This is a genomic window from Microbacterium sp. KU4F, from assembly GCF_056868075.1.
This window is the reverse complement of record NZ_CP200324.1, coordinates 144,722-163,214: the sequence shown is the minus strand read 5'-3', so window position 1 is coordinate 163,214 and position 18,493 is coordinate 144,722. Positions and strand designations below refer to the sequence as shown.

17 protein-coding genes are annotated in these 18,493 nt (G+C 69.7%); 4 read left to right on the top strand and 13 right to left on the bottom strand.

Translation table 11 applies throughout. From position 1 onward, the window contains the following. Positions 1-139 precede the first annotated feature (139 nt). Together AC1VNH_RS00810 and murC are read right to left on the bottom strand one after the other, a co-directional pair. Complete coding sequence (locus AC1VNH_RS00810) at positions 140-1,144, bottom strand: FtsQ-type POTRA domain-containing protein (protein ID WP_483109477.1); 1,005 nt, start codon at positions 1,142-1,144, stop codon at positions 140-142. Positions 1,145-1,146: 2 nt separating this feature from the next. Continuing rightward, positions 1,147-2,553, bottom strand: a complete 1,407-nt coding sequence (murC, locus tag AC1VNH_RS00805; protein WP_483109476.1) for a UDP-N-acetylmuramate--L-alanine ligase — start codon at positions 2,551-2,553, stop codon at positions 1,147-1,149. Between the two features lie 104 nt (positions 2,554-2,657). Here murC and AC1VNH_RS00800 point away from each other — a divergent pair, with 104 nt between their 5' ends. After that, a complete protein-coding gene (locus AC1VNH_RS00800; protein WP_483109475.1) occupies positions 2,658-3,023 on the top strand; it encodes a GntR family transcriptional regulator in 366 nt (121 codons plus the stop codon). Between the two features lie 6 nt (positions 3,024-3,029). On the opposite strand, the gene AC1VNH_RS00795 is transcribed toward AC1VNH_RS00800, so the two are convergent. From AC1VNH_RS00795 to AC1VNH_RS00750, 10 genes are all read right to left on the bottom strand, one after another. After that, positions 3,030-4,100, bottom strand: a complete 1,071-nt coding sequence (locus AC1VNH_RS00795; protein WP_483109474.1) for a UDP-N-acetylglucosamine--N-acetylmuramyl-(pentapeptide) pyrophosphoryl-undecaprenol N-acetylglucosamine transferase — start codon at positions 4,098-4,100, stop codon at positions 3,030-3,032. Then, positions 4,097-5,341: a putative lipid II flippase FtsW gene (gene ftsW, locus AC1VNH_RS00790; RefSeq protein ID WP_483109473.1), complete on the bottom strand. Its 1,245-nt coding sequence runs from the start codon at positions 5,339-5,341 to the stop codon at positions 4,097-4,099. Before ftsW ends, AC1VNH_RS00795 begins: the two co-directional genes overlap by 4 nt. Beyond that, positions 5,292-6,851, bottom strand: coding sequence for a UDP-N-acetylmuramoyl-L-alanine--D-glutamate ligase (gene murD / locus AC1VNH_RS00785; protein ID WP_483109472.1), 1,560 nt, complete (start codon positions 6,849-6,851; stop codon positions 5,292-5,294). Before murD ends, ftsW begins: the two co-directional genes overlap by 50 nt. Then, entirely contained in the window at positions 6,833-7,942 is a 1,110-nt protein-coding gene (gene mraY, locus AC1VNH_RS00780) for a phospho-N-acetylmuramoyl-pentapeptide-transferase (RefSeq protein WP_483109471.1), read from the bottom strand. Before mraY ends, murD begins: the two co-directional genes overlap by 19 nt. Continuing rightward, entirely contained in the window at positions 7,939-9,351 is a 1,413-nt protein-coding gene (locus tag AC1VNH_RS00775; RefSeq protein ID WP_483109470.1) for a UDP-N-acetylmuramoyl-tripeptide--D-alanyl-D-alanine ligase, read from the bottom strand. Before AC1VNH_RS00775 ends, mraY begins: the two co-directional genes overlap by 4 nt. Before the next feature lie 17 nt (positions 9,352-9,368). Then, positions 9,369-11,150 carry a peptidoglycan D,D-transpeptidase FtsI family protein gene (locus AC1VNH_RS00770; protein WP_483109469.1) on the bottom strand — a complete coding sequence of 594 codons (1,782 nt, stop codon included), beginning with the start codon at positions 11,148-11,150 and terminating at the stop codon, positions 9,369-9,371. Between the two features lie 4 nt (positions 11,151-11,154). Further along, positions 11,155-11,763: a cell division protein FtsL gene (gene ftsL, locus AC1VNH_RS00765; RefSeq protein WP_483109468.1), complete on the bottom strand. Its 609-nt coding sequence runs from the start codon at positions 11,761-11,763 to the stop codon at positions 11,155-11,157. Beyond that, on the bottom strand, positions 11,760-12,749 hold the full coding sequence (gene rsmH, locus AC1VNH_RS00760; protein WP_483109467.1) for a 16S rRNA (cytosine(1402)-N(4))-methyltransferase RsmH: 990 nt from the start codon (positions 12,747-12,749) through the stop codon (positions 11,760-11,762). The genes ftsL and rsmH overlap by 4 nt, the downstream gene beginning before the upstream one ends. Before the next feature lie 65 nt (positions 12,750-12,814). Continuing rightward, a complete protein-coding gene (mraZ, locus tag AC1VNH_RS00755; RefSeq protein WP_234073091.1) occupies positions 12,815-13,246 on the bottom strand; it encodes a division/cell wall cluster transcriptional repressor MraZ in 432 nt (143 codons plus the stop codon). 165 nt (positions 13,247-13,411) lie between these two features. Then, positions 13,412-13,777 carry a DUF3040 domain-containing protein gene (locus AC1VNH_RS00750; protein WP_483109466.1) on the bottom strand — a complete coding sequence of 122 codons (366 nt, stop codon included), beginning with the start codon at positions 13,775-13,777 and terminating at the stop codon, positions 13,412-13,414. A gap of 65 nt (positions 13,778-13,842) precedes the next feature. Between AC1VNH_RS00750 and AC1VNH_RS00745 the strand changes: the two genes are divergently transcribed. Beyond that, on the top strand, positions 13,843-14,931 hold the full coding sequence (locus AC1VNH_RS00745; RefSeq protein ID WP_483109465.1) for a polyprenyl synthetase family protein: 1,089 nt from the start codon (positions 13,843-13,845) through the stop codon (positions 14,929-14,931). 12 nt (positions 14,932-14,943) lie between these two features. Here the strand turns inward: AC1VNH_RS00745 and AC1VNH_RS00740 are convergent, their stop codons facing one another. Then, positions 14,944-15,288: an Rv2175c family DNA-binding protein gene (locus tag AC1VNH_RS00740; RefSeq protein ID WP_243228098.1), complete on the bottom strand. Its 345-nt coding sequence runs from the start codon at positions 15,286-15,288 to the stop codon at positions 14,944-14,946. Positions 15,289-15,440: 152 nt separating this feature from the next. On the opposite strand from AC1VNH_RS00740, the gene AC1VNH_RS00735 reads away from it, so the two are divergent. Together AC1VNH_RS00735 and pknB are read left to right on the top strand one after the other, a co-directional pair. After that, a complete protein-coding gene (locus tag AC1VNH_RS00735) occupies positions 15,441-16,388 on the top strand; it encodes a LysM peptidoglycan-binding domain-containing protein (protein WP_483109464.1) in 948 nt (315 codons plus the stop codon). A gap of 68 nt (positions 16,389-16,456) precedes the next feature. Then, on the top strand, positions 16,457-18,412 hold the full coding sequence (gene pknB, locus AC1VNH_RS00730; RefSeq protein WP_483109463.1) for a Stk1 family PASTA domain-containing Ser/Thr kinase: 1,956 nt from the start codon (positions 16,457-16,459) through the stop codon (positions 18,410-18,412). The last annotated feature ends 81 nt before the right edge of the window (positions 18,413-18,493 follow it).

Here is an 18,493-nt window from a genome sequence, read left to right as displayed (position 1 = left end):
TGAACCTTAAACCTCACGTAAAGGGTTAAAGTATTGCTCGGTATGCAATTCCTGAATCGAAGGTATGCGCCGCACGCCGTGCTGCGCGCAGGCGCGCGGGCGTGTCGCCCAAGTCCTGCGGGATTCGTCGCCGGAGGCGTCAGCGGATGACGGGGACCTCGGGCGAGGAGACGTCGTAGACGGCGACCCCGTCCGGCGGACGGGTCGCCGTGAGCTTCTGCAGCACGAGCGCCTTGAGCGCGGATTCGTCCGCGCTCCCCCACACCACGCGCGTGTTCGTCCCGCCGAGGGTCAGCGTCACGTCGTCGGCGGTCTTCGCCTCGACCTGCGTGACCTGAGCACGGAGGTCGGCGGGCAGCGCGCGCATCGTCTTGCCGATCGCGGCGAAGGCGACCCCGTCCTCACCGCCCGCGGCGTCGATGAGCGGGTAGCCCGCCGGCGGAGTCGGCGAGGTCGACAGCGCGACGCCGGCCGCATCCACGAGGGTGTAACCGGCCGCACCGGAGATCACGCCGATGGGCGTCCGCTCCACGATCCGCACGACGAGCTCGTGCGGCGGACGCGCTTCGAGCGTGTAGCTCTCCACGAGCGGGAAAGCGACCAGCGCCGCCTTGATCGAGGACGCGTCGATCGCGGCGAGCGGGGTTCCGCGCTCGCTGTCGAGGGCGGCCTCGACGTCGGCGGCGGACAGCTGGGAGGTGCCCACGATGCTGATCTTCTCCACGGCGAACAGCGGACTGTACGCCGCTCCGACCGTCGCGATCGTGACGAGCACGAGGGATGCGGCTGCGCTCAGCCAGATGATGCGCCGGCGACGCTGGCGGACCGTGAAGCGCCTGACCTCGGCGCGCAGGGCTTTGCGCCGGGAGCGGGCGGCGCGCCACACGTCGCGCCAGCCGACGGGCGCCGTGTCGCTGTCGACGCGTTCGGCCTCCGTGCGCTCGGCGTCCTGCGCCGAGTCGGCCTTCGGTCTCGCGGGTGCCCCTCCGGGCAGGAACAGCGGCGCGATGGGCGCCGTCTCCTGAAGATCCTCGTCCGCGACAGGCCGCGACGCTTCTTCGCGCCGCGGCTCCACCGGGCGCGCGCGCAGCGGCGTGTCGGCGGGTCTCCCGCCCTGCGGCGGCAACGGCGAGGGTCGACGCATCCTCAGTCCTCGGACGTCGGCGAGGCGGAGAGCGCGCTGAGCACCTGCGGGATGATCTGGTACACATTGCCGCAGCCGAGCGTGATGACGAAGTCGCCCTCACGAGCGATCTCGGCGGTGTAGTCGGCCGCCTCCTGCCAGTCGGCGACGTAGTGGACGCGGGCGGCATCGACGAATGCGTCGCTGACGAGCTCCCCGGTCACGCCGGGGATCGGGTCCTCCCTCGCGCCGTACACGTCCAGCACGACCGTGTGGTCGGCGAGCTCCTCGAGCACGCGGGCGAACTCGCCGGACATCAGCTGCGTGCGCGAGTACGTGTGCGGCTGGTGGACGGCGATCAGCCGGCCCGAGCCGACGACGGTGCGCGCGGCGCTCAGCGCGGCCTGGACCTCGGTCGGATGATGCGCGTAGTCGTCGTAGACGCTCACGCCGCGCTCGACGCCGTGCAGCTCGAACCGGCGGACGGTGCCCGAGAACCCCGCGACGGCGCGCACCGCATCGGCGAAGGCATGGCCGAGCGCGAGAAGGACGGCGATCGCGCCGGCGGCGTTGATGGCGTTGTGCTCCCCGGGGACGGAGAGCGCCACGCGCTCCGACCGCCCCTCGACGCTGACGGTGAACGACACCGTCGCGGCGGCGTCGATGTCCGTGACCCGCACGTCCGCGTCCTCGTTCGCACCGAAGGTCAGCACCCTCTCGTGCCGGATGCGGGCGCGCACGTCGCGGGCACCGGGGTCGTCCGCCGAGATCACGACAGCCTCGGAGGCGTCGTCGGCGAAGCGGACGAAACCGTCGAAGAAGGCCTCACGACTGCCCCAGTGATCGAGGTGGTCGGGATCGACGTTCGTGATGAGTGCGACGGAGGTGTCGTACAGCAGGAACGTGCCGTCGGACTCATCCGCCTCGATGACGAAGAGCTCGTCGGCGCCGGTGCCGCTGGAGGTGCCCAGCTGCGCGATGACACCGCCGTTGACGTAGTTCGGGTCGGCGCCGAGGGCCTGCAGCGCAGTGACGATCATCCCGGTGGAGGTCGTCTTGCCGTGTGCCCCGGCGACGGCGACGAGCGGGCGGGACCCGATGAGCCAGTGAAGCGCCTGCGAACGGTGGATGACGCTCAGCCCCCGCTCCTTGGCCGTCACGAACTCGGGGTTCTCCGGCCAGATGGCTCCGGTGTGCACCACGGTGTCCGCATCCCCGAGGTGGGCAGCGTCGTGGCCGACGTGGACGTCGGCGCCCGCAGCGGCGAGCTCGCGCAGGGCGCGGGAGTCGGAGCGGTCCGAACCGGACACGCGGATGCCGCGCTCGAGGAACATCTTCGCGAGTCCGGACATCCCGGATCCGCCGATGCCGATGAAATGGGCCGCCGTGATGTCGGCGGGAAGGGGAAGGCTCAGGTCGGGTCTGATCATGACCGTCAAAGTCTACGTTCGCCCCGTGTGAGCACGGCTCCGGCGCGCGCTGACGGCCCCGCTCCGCATTGACGACGCTCCGCGCCGACGCTACGAAGGAGAGCATGCTCTCGCTGAACGTGGACCAGACTCTGCCCGAACCGCCGTATGCGCAGCTGCGTTCGCAGGTCGTCTCCGCGATCTCCGCCGGCTCACTCGCGCCCGGCGCGAAGCTGCCCACCGTGCGGGCGCTCGCGGACGAACTGGGCGTCGCACCCGGCACGGTCGCTCGCGCGTACAAGGAGCTCGAAGCGGACGGCGTGATCGAGACACGAGGTCGCGCGGGCACGTTCGTGTCGTTCGCGGAGGACCCGCTGCGCAGCCAAGCCCAGCGCGCCGCGGTGGCGTACACCGCGACGGTCCGTTCGCTCGGAATCGACGACGACGAAGCGGTCCGACTCGTGACCGATGCGCTGCGCGCGATGCGCTGAACCGGCTCAGCCGCGCGCGCGGTCGATGAGCGCGATGACGTTCTCCGTTCCGCGGCGCGTGCCGACGGCGCCCGATGCCTCCCGCATCCGTGCGATGCGAGAGCGGTCCGCGATCAGCGGCAGGATCTCGGAGCGCACCCGGTCGGCGTCCAGTTCGGCGTCCGGGATGACGACCGCCGCTCCCGCGGCGACGGCGGATGCGGCGTTCAGGCTCTGCTCGCCGTTACCGACCGCATACGGAACATAGACGGCGGGAATGCCGAGCGCGCTGATCTCGCTGACCGTCGCCGCTCCCGAGCGGGAGACGATCGCATCGGCGACCGCGAAGGCGTAGTCCATCCGGTCGATGTACCGACGCACGACATAGCCGCGCACGGCGGGGTCGGCGAGCTCGGACCGCTCCCCGGTGATGTGCAGCAGCTGCCAGCCGGCGGCGAGGACGTCTTCGTAGGCGGCGCCGAACGCGTCGTTGAGTCGCTGCGCACCGAGCGAGCCGCCGAAGACGAGGAGCGTCGGGCGAGCCGGGTCGAGGCCGAAGGACGCTGCCGCTTGTGGCCGCAGAGCCGCAGGGTCGAGTGACACGATCTCTCGACGCAACGGCATCCCGACGACCTCGGAGCGGCGCAGCGGTGTCCCCTCGAACGCCACCCCCACGGCACCGGCGCGACGCGCGCCGAGGACGTTGGCCAGCCCCGGCTTCGCGTTCGCCTCGTGCACGACGACGGGAACACCCGCGCGGCGGGCGGCGACGTACGCCGGAGCCGCGGCGTACCCGCCGAATCCGACGACGACGTCGACCCCTCGCTCGCGGATGTAGCCGCGCACCTGTGCCACGGCACGCCGCCATCGGGCGGGAAAGCGCAACGCCGCGCCGTTCGGGCGACGCGGGAAGGGCACTTTGTCGACGATGAGCAGCTCGTAGCCGCGGGCGGGGACCAGCCGCGACTCCAGCCCTTCGCGGGTACCGAGCACGAGGATCTGTGCGTCGGGCTCGCGCTCGCGCAGCCCGTCGGCGACCGCGAGCAGGGGATTCACATGACCGGCGGTGCCACCGCCGGCGAGAAGATACGTCGTCACCGGGTGATTCTGCCACGCGGCGACGGGGATGCCGCTGAGCGCGCCTTGTGCGGGATGGTGCGCGCGAACGAGAGCAGTACACCGCAGGCTATGAGCACCGACATGAGCGAGGTCCCGCCCTGCGACAGGAACGGTAAGGGGACGCCGAAGACGGGCAGCAGCCGCAGCACAACACCGATGTTGAGCAACGCCTGGCCGATGATCCAGACGGTGATCGCACCGGCGGCGATCCGCACGAACGGATCGTCGGTCTTGCGCACGATGTGGAAGGCCCCGACCGCGAAGATCGCGAAGAGCATGAGCACGACGATGCAGCCGATCAGCCCGAGCTCCTCTCCGACGATCGCGAAGATGTAGTCGTTGGCCGCAGCGGGCAGCCAACTGTACTTCTCCTTCGAGTTACCGAGGCCCACTCCGAACACGCCGCCGCCGGCGAGGCCCCAGATGCCGTGCAGCGGCTGGTAGCAGTCGCCGTAGTAGTCGGCGAGGCAGTCGTTGGAGAGGAAGCTCATGTACCGGCGCATGCGGTCGGGGCTCGAGATCGCGAAGTACGCGACGCCGCCCGCGAAGAGCAGGAGCGGCAGGAGGAAGACCCGCAGCTTCACACCCGAGAAGAACAGACCCGCGAGCATGATGAGCACGAGGATGATCGCGGTACCGAGGTCGTGCCCGGCCATGACCGTTCCGATCACGGCGATGCCCACCGGAACGGCGGGGATGAAGACGTGGCGCCAGTCGGCGAGCAGCGTTCGCTTGCGATAGAGGATGTATCCGAGCCAGATCGCGAGGGTGACCTTCAGGAACTCCGACGGCTGCGCCTGGAGGCCTGCGATGCGGATCCAGTTCTGGTTGCCGTCGTTCGTGATGCCCAACGGCGTGAACACGAGCAGCTGGAAGACCGTCGCCCCGATGAGCGCAGGCCAGGCCATGCGCTTCCAGAACCGCAGGGGCATGCGGGAGGCCAGGAACATGAGCGGGATGCCGATCACCGCGAACACACCCTGCTTGATGACGGCGTCGTAGGGACCGCCGCCCGCGTCCTCGCTCGTCGCCGAGGTGGCGGAGAGCACCATCACGAGCCCGAAGCCGGTGAGGATCAGCGCCGTCGACGCGATGAGCAGGAACTCGCTGGGCACGGGAGCGAAGACGCGTCCGAGAGAGACGCGCGCGGCCAGTCCCCGCCTCGCGGGCTCAGGCTCCTGCGGGAGGGGCCTGGTCCTCGTCGTGTCGACCACCCGCATCCCTTTCGATCCTCGTGCGCACGGCGTCCGCGAAGCGTGTCCCGCGGTCCGCGTAAGACGTGAACTGATCGAAGGATGCGGCGGCGGGGGCGAGCAGAACCACGTCCCCGTCGTGCGCGATCTTCATCGCCAGCTCGACGACCTGCGCCATGACGTCTTCAGTCTCGGTGTCAACGACCTCGAAGACGGGAACCGCGGGCGCGTGTCGCGCGAACGCCGCCAGCACCTCGGTGCGATCGGCGCCGATGACGACGGCAGCCTTCGCCCGGATGCCGCGTGTAGCGACAAGATCCGAGACGTCCACGCCCTTCAGTTGACCGCCGACGATCCAGATGGCGCCGGGGTAGGCGGCGAGCGAGGAGGCGGCTGCGTGCGGATTCGTGGCCTTGGAGTCGTCCACCCAGGTCACCCCCGCCGCTGTGGCGACGATCTCTATGCGATGCGGGTCGAGTCGGAACTGGGCGAGCGCTTCGCGGATGGCGGCGGGCTCCGCGCCCACCGACCGGGCCAGCGCCGCGGCCGCGAGGACGTTGGCGACCATGTGGGGCGCCGCGAGCTGCTGCCGGGCGAGCTCCTCGAGCGTCGTGAGCTCCAGGGCGCTGTTGCGACGGTCGTCGAGGAAGGCCCTGTCGACGAGGATTCCCTCCACGACGCCGAGGTCGCTGGGCCCCGGCATCCCGAGGTCGAAGCCGATGGCGCGCGCGCCGTCCACGACGTCCGCCTCCTCGACCATCAGGCGCGTGGCGTCGTCGGCCTTGTTATAGACGCAGGCCATCCGCGTGTGGGAGTACACGACGGCTTTCGCATCGCGGTACGCAGCGAAGGAGCCGTGCCACTGCAGGTGGTCGTCGGCGAGGTTGAGGCACACGCTCGCCCAGGGAGACACGGGTTCCGGCCCTGTCTGCAGCGACAGATACCAGAGCTGGTGGCTGGACACCTCCACGACGAGCACGTCGAACCCGGCGGGATCGCGCACCGCATCCAGCACCGGGACCCCGATGTTGCCGACGGGGGCGACGCGGTAGCCCGCGGCCTGCAGCATCGTGGCGGTCAGGCGCGTGGTCGTCGTCTTGCCGTTGGTGCCGGTGACGAGGATCCACTCCTGCGGGGAACCGTCCGGCCGCGGCACCTTGTCGCGCACGCGCCACGCCAGCTCGAGGTCGCCCCAGAGCGAGACGCCCTCTGCGCGGGTCCAGGAGATCACCGGGTGATGCGGGGGGAAGCCGGGCGAGGCGACGACGAGGTCGGGGCGATGGGCGACCAACGCCTCGGGGACGGTGTCCAGCGGCCCGGTCCACAGCTGCGCACCGATGACCGGCAGCAACCGGGCGTACTCCTCGTCGGCGTTCTCGCTGACCACGAGCACATCGGCACCCAGTTCGGCCAGGGTGTCGGCGACAGAGAACCCGGTCATCGACAGGCCGAGCACGACGACTCGAAGGCCCTTCCAGTCGGCGTGCCAGCTGTTCAGCGCGTCCAGGCGAGCATCCGTCACGATCGCACGAGCCATTCGACGTAGAACAGACCGACGCCGGTGAGCGCGAGAAGGCCGGCGATGATCCACATCCGCACCACGATGGTGATCTCGGGCCAGCCGCGCATCTCGAGATGATGGTGCAGCGGGCTCATGAGGAACAGCCGCTTGCCGCGCGTGAGCTTGAAGTAGAAGCGCTGCAGGATGACCGAGCCCGACGCGATGACGTAGACGCCGGCGATGACGGCGAGCAGGATCTCGGTGCGGGTGAGGATCGCGAGAGCGACGATCACACCGCCGATCGACATCGAGCCCACGTCACCCATGAACACGCGTGCCTTGGGAGCGTTCCACCACAGGAAGCCCACGAGTGCGCCGATGAAGGATGCGGCGATGATCGCGAGATCGAAGGGATCGCGCGTCTGGTAGCAGGCGTTCTGCAGTCCGCGGCTGATCGCGTCGAGGTCGCACGGCTGCTTGAACTGCCAGAAGGAGATGAGGGCGAGGGCGCTGGTGACGAAGATGCCGGAGCCGGCAGCGAGCCCGTCGAGGCCGTCGGCGACGTTGACCGAGTTCGAGGCGGCGACGCCGAGGAACGCGATCCAGGCCAGGTACAGCACCCATCCGACGACGGCGCCCAGCGCCATGAACGAGAGCACCGGAATGTCGCGGAAGAGCGACACGAAGGGGCTCGCCGGCGTCTGTCCGTCGGCGTTCGGCAGGCTCAATCCGACGATGCCGAACGGAACCACGACGAGGATCTGACCGATGATCTTGCGCCATCCCGAGAGGCCGAGGCTGTTCTGGCGACGCACCTTCATGAAGTCGTCGATGAACCCGACGACGCCGAAGCCGACCATCATCCAGATCACGAGCAGGCCCGAGATCGTGGGCGGGTTGCCCCCCGCGTAGGTGCCGATGAAGTAGCCGACGAGGCTGCCCACGATGAAGATCGTGCCGCCCATCGTGACCGTGCCGCGCTTCGCGCCATGGCTCGGGTTGTGCTCGTTCTCCGGCGTGCGGATCACCTGACCCCATCCCCACGCGCGGAACAGTCGCAGGAAGACGGGAGTGAGGAAGAGGGTGAAGGCGAGCGAGATCGCGGCGGCTGTCAGGAGGGATCTCACGAGAACGATTCTCCCAGACGGTCGCCGAGGAAGCGGAGCCCGGCGGAGTTGGACGACTTCACGAGGACCCGATCGCCGTCGCGGAGCTCGCCCATGAGGTAGGTGTACGCGGCATCCGCATCGTCGAAGAACACGGCCTCGTCGTTCCAGGAGCCCTCGGCGACCGCGGCGAGGTACATGCGCCGTGCGGCCTGTCCGATGATGACGATCCGCGGGATGCGCAGGCGGACGGCGAGCTCTCCGATGCGGTCGTGCTCCTCCCCCGCGTACTCGCCGAGCTCGCTCATCGCGCCGAGGACGGCGACCATGCGCTCGTCCGGCGCGGTGATCTGCGCCAGCGTCCGCAGTGCCGCGACCATCGAGTCGGGGCTCGCGTTGTAGGCGTCGTTGATGATGCGCACGCGATCGGAGCCCAGCGGCTGCATGCGCCAGCGTTCGGCGAGCTCGACCGACTCCAGGCGGGTCACGACGTCGTCGATCACCACCCCCAGAGCGGTCGCGGCGGCGGCCGCAGCGAGGGCGTTCATGACGTGGTGAGCGCCGAGGACGCGCAGCGCGACGGGGCGGCTCTCGCCGTCGACCGTGAGGACGAAACGGGTGCCGGACGCGGTGACCTCGACCTCGCTGCCGCGCACGGCGGCATCCTCGCCGAGGCCGAACCAGCGCACGCCGACGGACTGTTCGGCTGTGATGGGGGCCATGGCGCGCACGCGTGTGTCATCGACGTTGAGCACGGCGAGTCCGCCCGAGCGCAGCGCCCGCACGAGCTCGCTCTTGGCGTGGAAGGTCGCCTCTATGCCGCCGAAGCCGCCCGCGTGGGCCATGCCGACCATCAGCACGACACCCATGTCGGGTTCGACCAGGCCCGCCAGGTGCGCGATCGCCCCGGGGGCGCTGGCACCGAACTCGCTCACCAGGAAGCGCGTGTCGTGGGTGACCCGCAGCATCGTCAGTGGAGCGCCGACCTCATTGTTGAACGACGCGCGCGGGGCGACCGTCTCACCCTCGGCCTCCAGGATGCGGGCCAGCAGGTTCTTGGTGGTCGTCTTGCCGTTGGAGCCGGTGATCCCCACGATCTGCAACCGGCCACCGGCGCGCACCTCGGCGACGACGGCGCGTGCGAGGTCGGCGAGGGCGGCGACCGCGTCGGGCACGACGATCTGGGACACTCCCACGTCGACCGGGCGTTCGACGATCGCGAGGGCGGCGCCGAGAGCGACCGCCGCGTCGACGAACAGATGCCCGTCGGTGGTCTCGCCGGGCTTGGCCACGAAGATGCCGCCGGTGCGCATCTGACGCGAATCGGTGTCGACGTCGCCGGAGACCACGGTGTCGGCGTCGTCGGAGCCGGCGGGAAGCAGGGTACCGCCGAGGATCTCGGCGATGCGGGAGAGTGTGAGTGCGATCATGTCTGGGAGGGCGCCGCTCAGCCGATCTTCGGCAGCAGCTCGGGCTGCGAGTCCGAGGGCAGGACCCGGTAGGTCTTCAGGACCTGGGTCATCGCCTTCTGGAAGGCCGCAGCGTTGGCCGCAGACGAGCGTACCGCAGTGGGCTGATCGAGGGTGACCGCGACGATGTACTGCGGGTCGTCCACCGGCGCCATGCCGATCATGGTGGTGAAGTAGACGCCGCTCTTGTAGCCGGAGCCGTCCGAGATCTCGCCCGTTCCGGTCTTCAGCCCCACCCGGTAGCCGCTGATCGCCGTGGTCTTGGCGTTGCCGCCCTGCACGGCGACGTTCTCGAGCAGCTCGCGCACCTGGCTCGCCGTGCTCGCGCTGACGACCTGCGTACTCGCGCCCGCATCCGTCTCCTGGACCGTTCCGTCGGCCTTCGTGCACGATTCGACGAGCGAGAGCGGCACCTTCGTGCCGTCGTTGGCGATCGCCTGGTAGGCGCCCATCAGCTGCGGCAGCGTGGTGGCGACACCCTGACCGAACGAGGTGTTGTAGAAGGTCTGGTTGTCCCACTGGTCGACGGGACGCAGCGTCCCCTTCGCCTCGCCGGGGAAGTCCACGCCGCTGATCTGGCCGATGCCGAACTTCTGCAGGTAGTCGTAGCGCGTCTGCGCCGGGACCTTCTCGGCGAACTTCGAGATGCCGACGTTCGAGGAGTCGATGAGCACGCCCGCGAGCGTGTAGTTCAATGCCCCGTGAGGGATCGCGTCCTGGACGCGGGCGCCGTTGGGGAAGGTCTCGCGCCCGGAAGCGGTCACCGTCGAGGTCGGCGTCGCCGCACCCGCGTCGATCACCGTCGCCGCCGACAGCGCCTTGAAGGTCGAGCCGGGCTCGAACGTGCCGCGGAAGATCCGGCTGGAGCGATCCTCCGGCGCGGTCGCCGAGACGTTGTTCGGGTCGACGGTGGGCCACTCCGCCGCGGCACGGATCTTGCCGGTCTTGGCCTCCACCACCATGATCTGTCCGTGCTGCGCACCCTGGTTGGTCGCCTGCTCCGCGATCAGCTGCTGCAGGTAGTACTGCAGGTCGCGGTCGATCGTGAGGGTCAGTGTGCCGCCGTCGACAGCGGGCGTCACCTGCTCGGTGCCGGGGATGATCACGCCGTCCTTGCCGCGCTGGAAGACGCGCTCGCCCTCGGTCGGTGCGAGGCACGAGTTCTGAGCGGACTCGAGGCCCTCCAGCGGCTCCCCGTCGGAGCCCACGAATCCGACCAGGTTGCCGGCGACGGCCCCGTCGGGATACGTCCGGGCGGGATGCGGTCGCATCGTCAGGTAGGGGATGCGCAGATCCAGCAGCTGCTGGTACTTCTCGGTCGAGAGCCCGTTCTTGAGCGACGCGTACTGCGACTTCGGGTTGACCGCGAGAGCGTCCGCGACGATCTTCTGCACGTCCTCGGAGCTCTGGCCGGTGATCTGGGCGATCTCGCCCGCGACGGTCGGCCAGTCCACCTCGATCTCGTTGCCCGAGGCATCCGTGCGCTCGATCGGCCCCACATTGCTGGGATCGAGCTCGGCGTCGTAGGTGAGGATGCTTCCCGCGAGGACGTTGCCGTTCTCGTCGACGATCGATCCGCGCGTGCCGTACAGGGTGGTCTTGCCGCCCATGGCGATCCGCAGCGAGTCGTCGATGTGCTCTCCGGCGTTCACGACCTGGATGTCCACCAGGCGCACCACGAAGGCGACGAGGACGGCCAGCACCACGGCCAGGGCGATGACGGTGCGGCGACGGGGGGTTCGCGTGCTTCTCGTCGTCATGGTCTCAGTGTGTGGCAGGGGTGGGCAGTCCGTCGGTCAGCGCGGGGGGTGTCGTCGGATCGGTCCCCGTGCCCGTGTCGGTCTCGGTCGCGGGCGGCGCCTGCACGCCGTTGATGGTGGCGTCGGGTGCGGTGACGAGGGGGGTCTCGGTGATGAGCGCGTTCGAGACGGCGCCTCGCCCCAGCGGGTCGATCGTCGACGTGTAGACGGATGCCTGCTGCGCACCGAGGACCGCACCGTCGCTGAGGCGGAGATAGCTCGGCGACTCGTTGATGACCATGCCCAATGCCGCGGCGTTCGCGGCGAGGTACTGGGGCGAGCTGAGGCCGGCGACCTGGTCGTAGAGGATCTGCTTCTGCACCGTCAGATCACGCTGCTGCTGCGTCAGGCTCGCGAGTTCGAACGAGCTCTGCGTCGACAGGACCGACAGCACCATCTGCGCACCCGCGATCGCCAGCGCCCCCGCGACGGCGATGATGCCGTACACCAGTCGGGGACGACGACGACGGGCCGGGGATTCGACGGGGCGGAGAGTGCGCTCCGGCCGACGCCCGACCTCGGATCCGCGCTCGAGCGGCTCGATGGCCCAGGCCGTGCTCGTGGTGGTGCTCATACGATCTCCCGGACTCGTTCGGCGGCACGAAGTCGTACCGGGGTGGCGCGCGGATTGGACTCGCGCTCGGCGTCGGAGGCGAGTTCGGCCCCCTTCACCAGCAGGCGGAACTGGGGCGCGTGCTCGGGGAGCTCGACGGGCAGGCCCGCGGGGGCGGTCGAGCTGCTCGCGCGGGCGAGCTCGCGCTTGACGAAGCGGTCTTCGAGCGACTGGTAGCTGAGCACGACGATGCGGCCGCCCACGGCGAGCAGCTCGAGGGCCGCGGGCAGCGCCTGCTCCAGAGCGGCCAGTTCCGCGTTGACCTCGATGCGCAGGGCTTGGAACACCCGCTTGGCCGGGTGACCCGCGTTGCGCAGGGCGGCGGGGGTGGCGGCGTCGAGGATCTCGACGAGACGGCCCGAACGGACGATGGGCTCCGTCTGACGGGCGGAGATGATCGCGCGCGCGTAGCGCGCCGCCAGCTTCTCCTCGCCGTACCGCTCGAAGATCCGACGCAGATCCCCCTCGCCGTACGTGGCCAGCACGTCCGCCGCGGTCACACCGGCGGACTGGTCCATACGCATGTCCAGCGGCGCGTCCTTGGCGTAGGCGAAGCCGCGCTCGGCCTCATCCAGCTGCAGCGAAGAGACACCCAGGTCGAACAGGATGCCGTCGATGCGGTCGACCCCCGCCGACGCGACGGCGGCGCGGATGCCGTCGTACACCGTGTGCACGAGGGTCGTGCGATCGCCGAATCGGGCCAGCCGCTCCCCCGCGATGCGCAGCGCGTCGGTGTCTCGATCGAGGCCGATCAGCCGGAGTCCGTCGAATCGTTCGAGGAAGGCTTCGCTGTGGCCTCCCATGCCGAGGGTCGCGTCGACGAAGACGGCGCCCTCGCGGTCGAGCGCGGGTGCCAGCAGTTCGACGCAGCGCTCGAGCAGGACCGGGGTGTGGATGTCGCGGAAGTCCATGATGCGGGGGCCGGGTCCCTCGATCCTGATCCCCATCCGCTCCGACCTGACACCGGGGAAGTGCGTCAGGGCTCGAGCGGCTGGGAATCAGGGTCGAGGGCTCAGAACAGGCCCGGGATCACCTCCTGCTCCATCTCGGAGTACGTCTCTTCATTGCTCTCGGCGTAGGAGTTCCACGCCTCGGCATCCCAGATCTCCGCGTGGGCACCGACACCGGTGACGACGAGCTCCCGCTCGAGGCCGGCGTACGTGCGCAGCGCCGGCGGGATCGTGATGCGGTTCTGACCGTCCGGCTTCTCGGCGCTCGCACCCGAGAGGAACATCCGCAAGAAGTCGCGCGCCTGCTTGTTGGTCAGCGGCGCCTCGCGGATGCGCTCGTGCACCTTCTCGAACTCTTCCGTCGCGAAGACGTAGAGGCAGCGGTCCTGCCCACGGGTGATCACGACGCCGCCGCCGAGGTCGTCACGGAACTTGGCCGGGAGGATGACGCGCCCTTTGTCGTCGAGCTTGGGGGTGTGCGTGCCGAGCAGCATTCGCGCATCCCCCCTCCTTCGTCCGGCCCACGTGTGAGGTGATCACCACTTTACTCCACTTCCCTCCACTTCACTACACATTCGGGGGCAGATCTGGGCGGACGCTCCCCACACACGAAAAAAGCGCCGACCCCGAAGGGTCGGCGCTTGTGAAAAGCGGGAGGGTCAGCGGCCTTCTTGGCGGCGGTCCCATCGATCGTTCATGCGGTCCATGAATCCGGCGGAGGGCCTGGATGCGGAGCCGCCGGCTCGAGGTGCGGCGCCGGGACGGGCGGTCTTGGAGGGAGTGAGCGCGAAGATCACGCCTCCGAGCATGACGATGAAGCCGATGACGCCCACCACGATCAGTTGCGTGGAGAGTCCGACGATCAGTCCGCCCAGCCCGACGAGCACGAGGATCGTGCCGTACACGATGTTGCGGTAGCTGAGCGCGCGGCCGCCCTGCGGCGCGCTGACGACGTCGGCGTCATTGCTCATGAGATGGCGTTCCATCTCGTCGAGCAGGCGCTGCTCTTGTTCGGAGAGAGGCATTCGTCCCCCTAGGGTCACGGCGATGCTTGGATTCTACGCGCCGCCTGTCGAACTAGGCTAGGCCCGTGTCGAGGACCACAGACGCGATCGAAGCGGTTTCCCAGCGACTGGATACGTTCTTCGGATCGCAGGAGCCGGCCGCGCGGGCGATGGGCCCCGACGCCCTCGCCTTCGTCGAAGACGTGCGCGACACCGTGACCGGCGGAAAGCGCCTGCGCGCGCGATTCTGTGTGACGGGTTGGCGCGCCGTCGCGGAGCGTGTCGACCCCGGCGCCACGCCGCCCGCAGCCGTCGTCGCGACCGCTGCGGCGCTGGAGATCTTCCAGGCCGCCGCCCTCGTGCACGACGACCTGATCGACAACTCGGACACCCGCCGCGGACGACCCTCCCTGCACCGCGCCCTTCAGGCCCAGCACATCGCCCGCTCGTGGGCGGGCGACGCCGCCGCCTTCGGACGTTCGGCCGCCCTCCTCGGCGGCGATCTGCTGGTGGCCTTCAGCGACGACCTCCTCGAGGAGGGGCTAGCGCTCACGGACCATGCCGCATCCGCGCGTGCCGAGTACGCGCGGATGCGGCGCGACGTCACCATCGGGCAGTACCTCGACATCGCCGAAGAGTCCGCCTTCGCGGTAGCCGACGACGCGACACACGCCGATCGCGCGCTGCGTGTGGCCTCGCTCAAGTCGGCCCGCTACAGCGTGGAACAACCGCTGCGCATCGGCGCTTCGCTGGCCGGCGCCGATCGGACGCAGCTCGACGCGTTGAGCGCGTTCGGACATCCGGTCGGAATGGCGTTCCAACTCCGCGACGACGTGCTCGGAGTCTTCGGCGACGCCGCCGAGACCGGGAAACCCTCGGGCGACGACCTGCGCGAGGGCAAGCGCACCGTGCTCATCGCCTACGCCCGCGACTCGCTCGGGGCGGGCGCGCGACGCACCCTCGACGAACTCTTGGGCGATCCCGATCTCGACGAGCAGCAGATCGCGGCGTTGCAGCGCACCATCATCGACAGCGGCGCCGTCGACCGCGTCGAGCGACTCATCACCGCCTATGTGCGCGAGGCGGACCGAGCCCTGTCGGCCGCCCCCTTGGCGAACGCGACGGTCGGCGAACTGCGCGATCTCGCGCGAGCCGCCACCGAGCGCCGCTCCTGAGCGAGGCTCGCCTCAGGCGAGGGCGCGCGCGACGCGTCGCACTTCGCTCTTGCGCCCCTGCAGCAGTGACGTGATCGGCGCCTGCCCGATCGACTCCTCGTACGCGAGGAGCCAGTCGATGGCCTCGTCGTCGGTCAGTCCCGCGTCCCGCAGCGCGAAGATCGTGCCGCGCAGCGACGACAACGGCGCACCGTCGACGAAGAAGACGCTCGGCACACGGAAGGAGCCTTCACGACGCGACCCGATCAGATAGCCCTCGTCGAGCAGACGCCGGACACGGCTCAGCGACTCGCCGGTCAGTTCGACCAGCTCGGGCAGTGCAAGCCATTCGGTGGGGACAGGGGTCTCAGAACTCACCCGTCCATGTTCTCATCCGCACGCCGCGCGCCGTGCGGCGCCGGCACCGAAAGATGGGAGAGATCTCATCTGTCACACCCGTCACTTCCGTTGACCTGGGTACACACGCGTGTCAGGGTGGCGGGACCCCGGATGTGAAAGAGAGGACGACCATGCTCGTGGACGTCTCCCCCCACCCGCGCGCCGTCGTCGGCGCCTCCGCCCTCGTGAGCGCGGTCGCGCTCACCCTGATCGCCGCGCCCGCGCACGCGTCCACGACGGAGCAGTCGCGTCTGGGCGCGCCGCGCCCGGCCCAGACGCCGCCGGCGAGCACGCACACCGTCGCGGCCGGCGAGTCCGTCGCGGCGATCGCCGCGCGTTACGGACTCGCCACAGCCGACGTGCTCTCGTGGAACGGCCTGTCGTGGGAGAACTCGCTCATCCGCCCCGGCCAGGTACTGACCCTCGTCGCGCCGAGCGCGCCCGCACCTGCACCTGCACCTGCACCTGCTGTCGGAGCCTCTTATACGGTCGTCGCCGGCGACACGATCAGCAGGATCGCCGGGCGCCACGGGGTCACGGCGGGGGCGGTCCTCGCCGCCAATGGCCTCACCTGGGACTCGATCATCTACCCGGGTCAGACGATCACCGTGCCGGCCGTCGCCGCATCCGCGCCTGCACCTGCACCTGCCGCCGCGGCCGGTGCAGGCCTGGAGCTGGACACGGAGCAGTCCGAGAACGCGCGCACCATCATCCGCATCGGCCGCGAGCTGGGTGTTCCCGAGCGCGGGATCGCCATCGCGCTGGGCACCGCCATGCAGGAGTCGTGGCTGCGCAACCTCGACTGGGGCGACCGCGACTCGCAGGGCCTGTTCCAGCAGCGTCCCTCCACCGGGTGGGGCACGGTGGAGGAGGTGCGGGATGCGGAGCGCGCAGCCCGTGCGTTCTTCGGCGGCCCCGCCGACCCCAACGGCACCCGAACCCGCGGCCTCCTGGACATCCCCGGCTGGGAGTCGATGACATACGCGGACGCCGCACAGGCGGTGCAGATCTCGGCGTATCCGGATCGTTACGCCCGGTGGGAGCAGCCTTCTCTCGCCTGGCTGGCCGCCCTCGGGTAGCGCACGACGGCGGGATCAGCGGTGAGCCGCTGCCGGAGCTCACAGCGACCGCTCCGTAGACTCTCACCGTGAGCACGAGCCAGCGCACCGACCCGCTGATCGGCCGTCTCGTCGACGGCCGGTACCGCGTGCGCTCGCGCATCGCCCGCGGCGGCATGGCCACCGTGTACGTCGCGACCGATCTGCGCCTGGAACGGCGCGTGGCCCTCAAGGTCATGCACGGGCACCTCAGCGACGACACCGTCTTCCAGAGTCGGTTCATCCAGGAGGCGCGAGCGGCCGCACGCCTCGCCGACCCGCACGTGGTCAATGTGTTCGACCAGGGTCAGGACAGCGACATGGCGTACCTCGTCATGGAGTACCTGCCGGGCATCACGCTGCGAGAGCTCATGAAGGAGCAGCGCCGCATCCCGGTCCCGCAGACCATCACCATCATGGATGCGGTGCTCTCAGGTCTGGCCGCGGCGCACCGCGCCGGCATCGTGCACCGCGACGTCAAGCCCGAGAACGTGCTTCTGGCCGAGGACGGCCGCATCAAGATCGGCGACTTCGGTCTCGCCCGCGCCACCACGGCGAACACGGCGAGCGGTCAGATGCTGCTCGGGACGATCGCGTATCTCGCGCCCGAGCTCGTCACCCGCGGCAGCGCCGACGCCCGCAGCGACATCTACGCGCTCGGCATCCTTCTCTACGAGATGCTCACCGGCGAACAACCGTACAAGGGCGAGCAGCCCATGCAGATCGCCTACCAGCACGCCACCGATTCGGTGCCCCGCCCGAGCGTCAAGAACCCGGCCGTGCCGGAGCAGCTCGACGAGCTGGTGCTGTGGGCGACGGAACGCTCCCCCGACGCGCGACCTGTCGACGCGGATCAGATGCTGCAGCGCCTGCGCGAGATCGAGCGCGAGCTGGGCATCGCCCCCCAGGTCGCGCGCACGCTCGCGGTCGGCACGGCCGTGATCGATGACCGCCTGGACTCCGGCGAGCTGACCAAGGCCCTCCCGCTCGGCGGCACAGGTCCCACTGCCGTCGCCGAGGATGTCGACAACGCCACGCTCCTGCGCCAGCGCGCACGCCGACGATCGGCGAAGGGCGCCTGGCTGCTGACCCTGGTCGTTCTGCTGGCGGCGCTCGCGGGCGGCATCGGCTGGTGGTTCGGCTCCGGGCCGGGCTCGCTCGTGGCCGTGCCCGCACTCGAGGGGCAGACCTTCGAAGCCGCCCAAGCAGAGATCGTCGACCGCGGTCTGCGTGTGGAACGGGCGGACGAGTACAGCTTCGACGTCGAAGCGGGCACGGTCATCCGCACCGAGCCCGGAAGCGGTGAACGCGTCGAGAAGGACTCGCTCGTGCGAGTGGTCATGTCGCAGGGCCCCCAGCCGCACGACGTCGGCGCGTTGGCGGGGATGACGTTGGATGCGGCGACCGCCGCGATGCAGCAGGTTCGCGTCACCGTCGGCGACCCCCAGTACGTGTTCACCGATACGCCCGACGGCACGGTCGTCGCCGCGACCGTCTCCCCCGCCGCCGGCGGCGACGCGATTGACTGCTCGAACGGCTGCACCCTGCACGAGGGCGACGGGGCGAGCTTCACCGTCTCGCGCGGCCCGGTCCCTGATGTCTCCGGAATGAACCCGAATGATGCCGAGAAGACCCTCAAGAGTGTCGGTCTCGACGTATCCTCCGAGCGCCCCACGCAGTACTCGGACAGCATCGACAAGGGGCGCGTGATCGCGATCGGCGACAACCCGAGTGGCGGCAACTGGCGCCCCGGAGAAACCGTGACGCTGATCGTGTCCGACGGCCCCGAGCCGGTCGAGATCCCGGCGAACATCGTGGGGATGAGCATCCGCGACGCAGTGAAGGCGCTGGAAGCACGCGGTTTCGAGGTCAACGCCGGTATCGAGGACGGCAATCTTCCGCTGGGCTTCAAGTACTGGGACGTCTACAAGGTGAAGGCGAGTAACCCGAAGGCCGGCACGACGGCCCCGAAGGGCAGCACCGTCACCCTCACACCGTCGCTCTGACCTCGACCCCGCAGTCCGACACACCACTGCCGTCGCACGAAACGCGAGAGCCGCCCGGCACGGATGCGGGGCGGCTCTCGA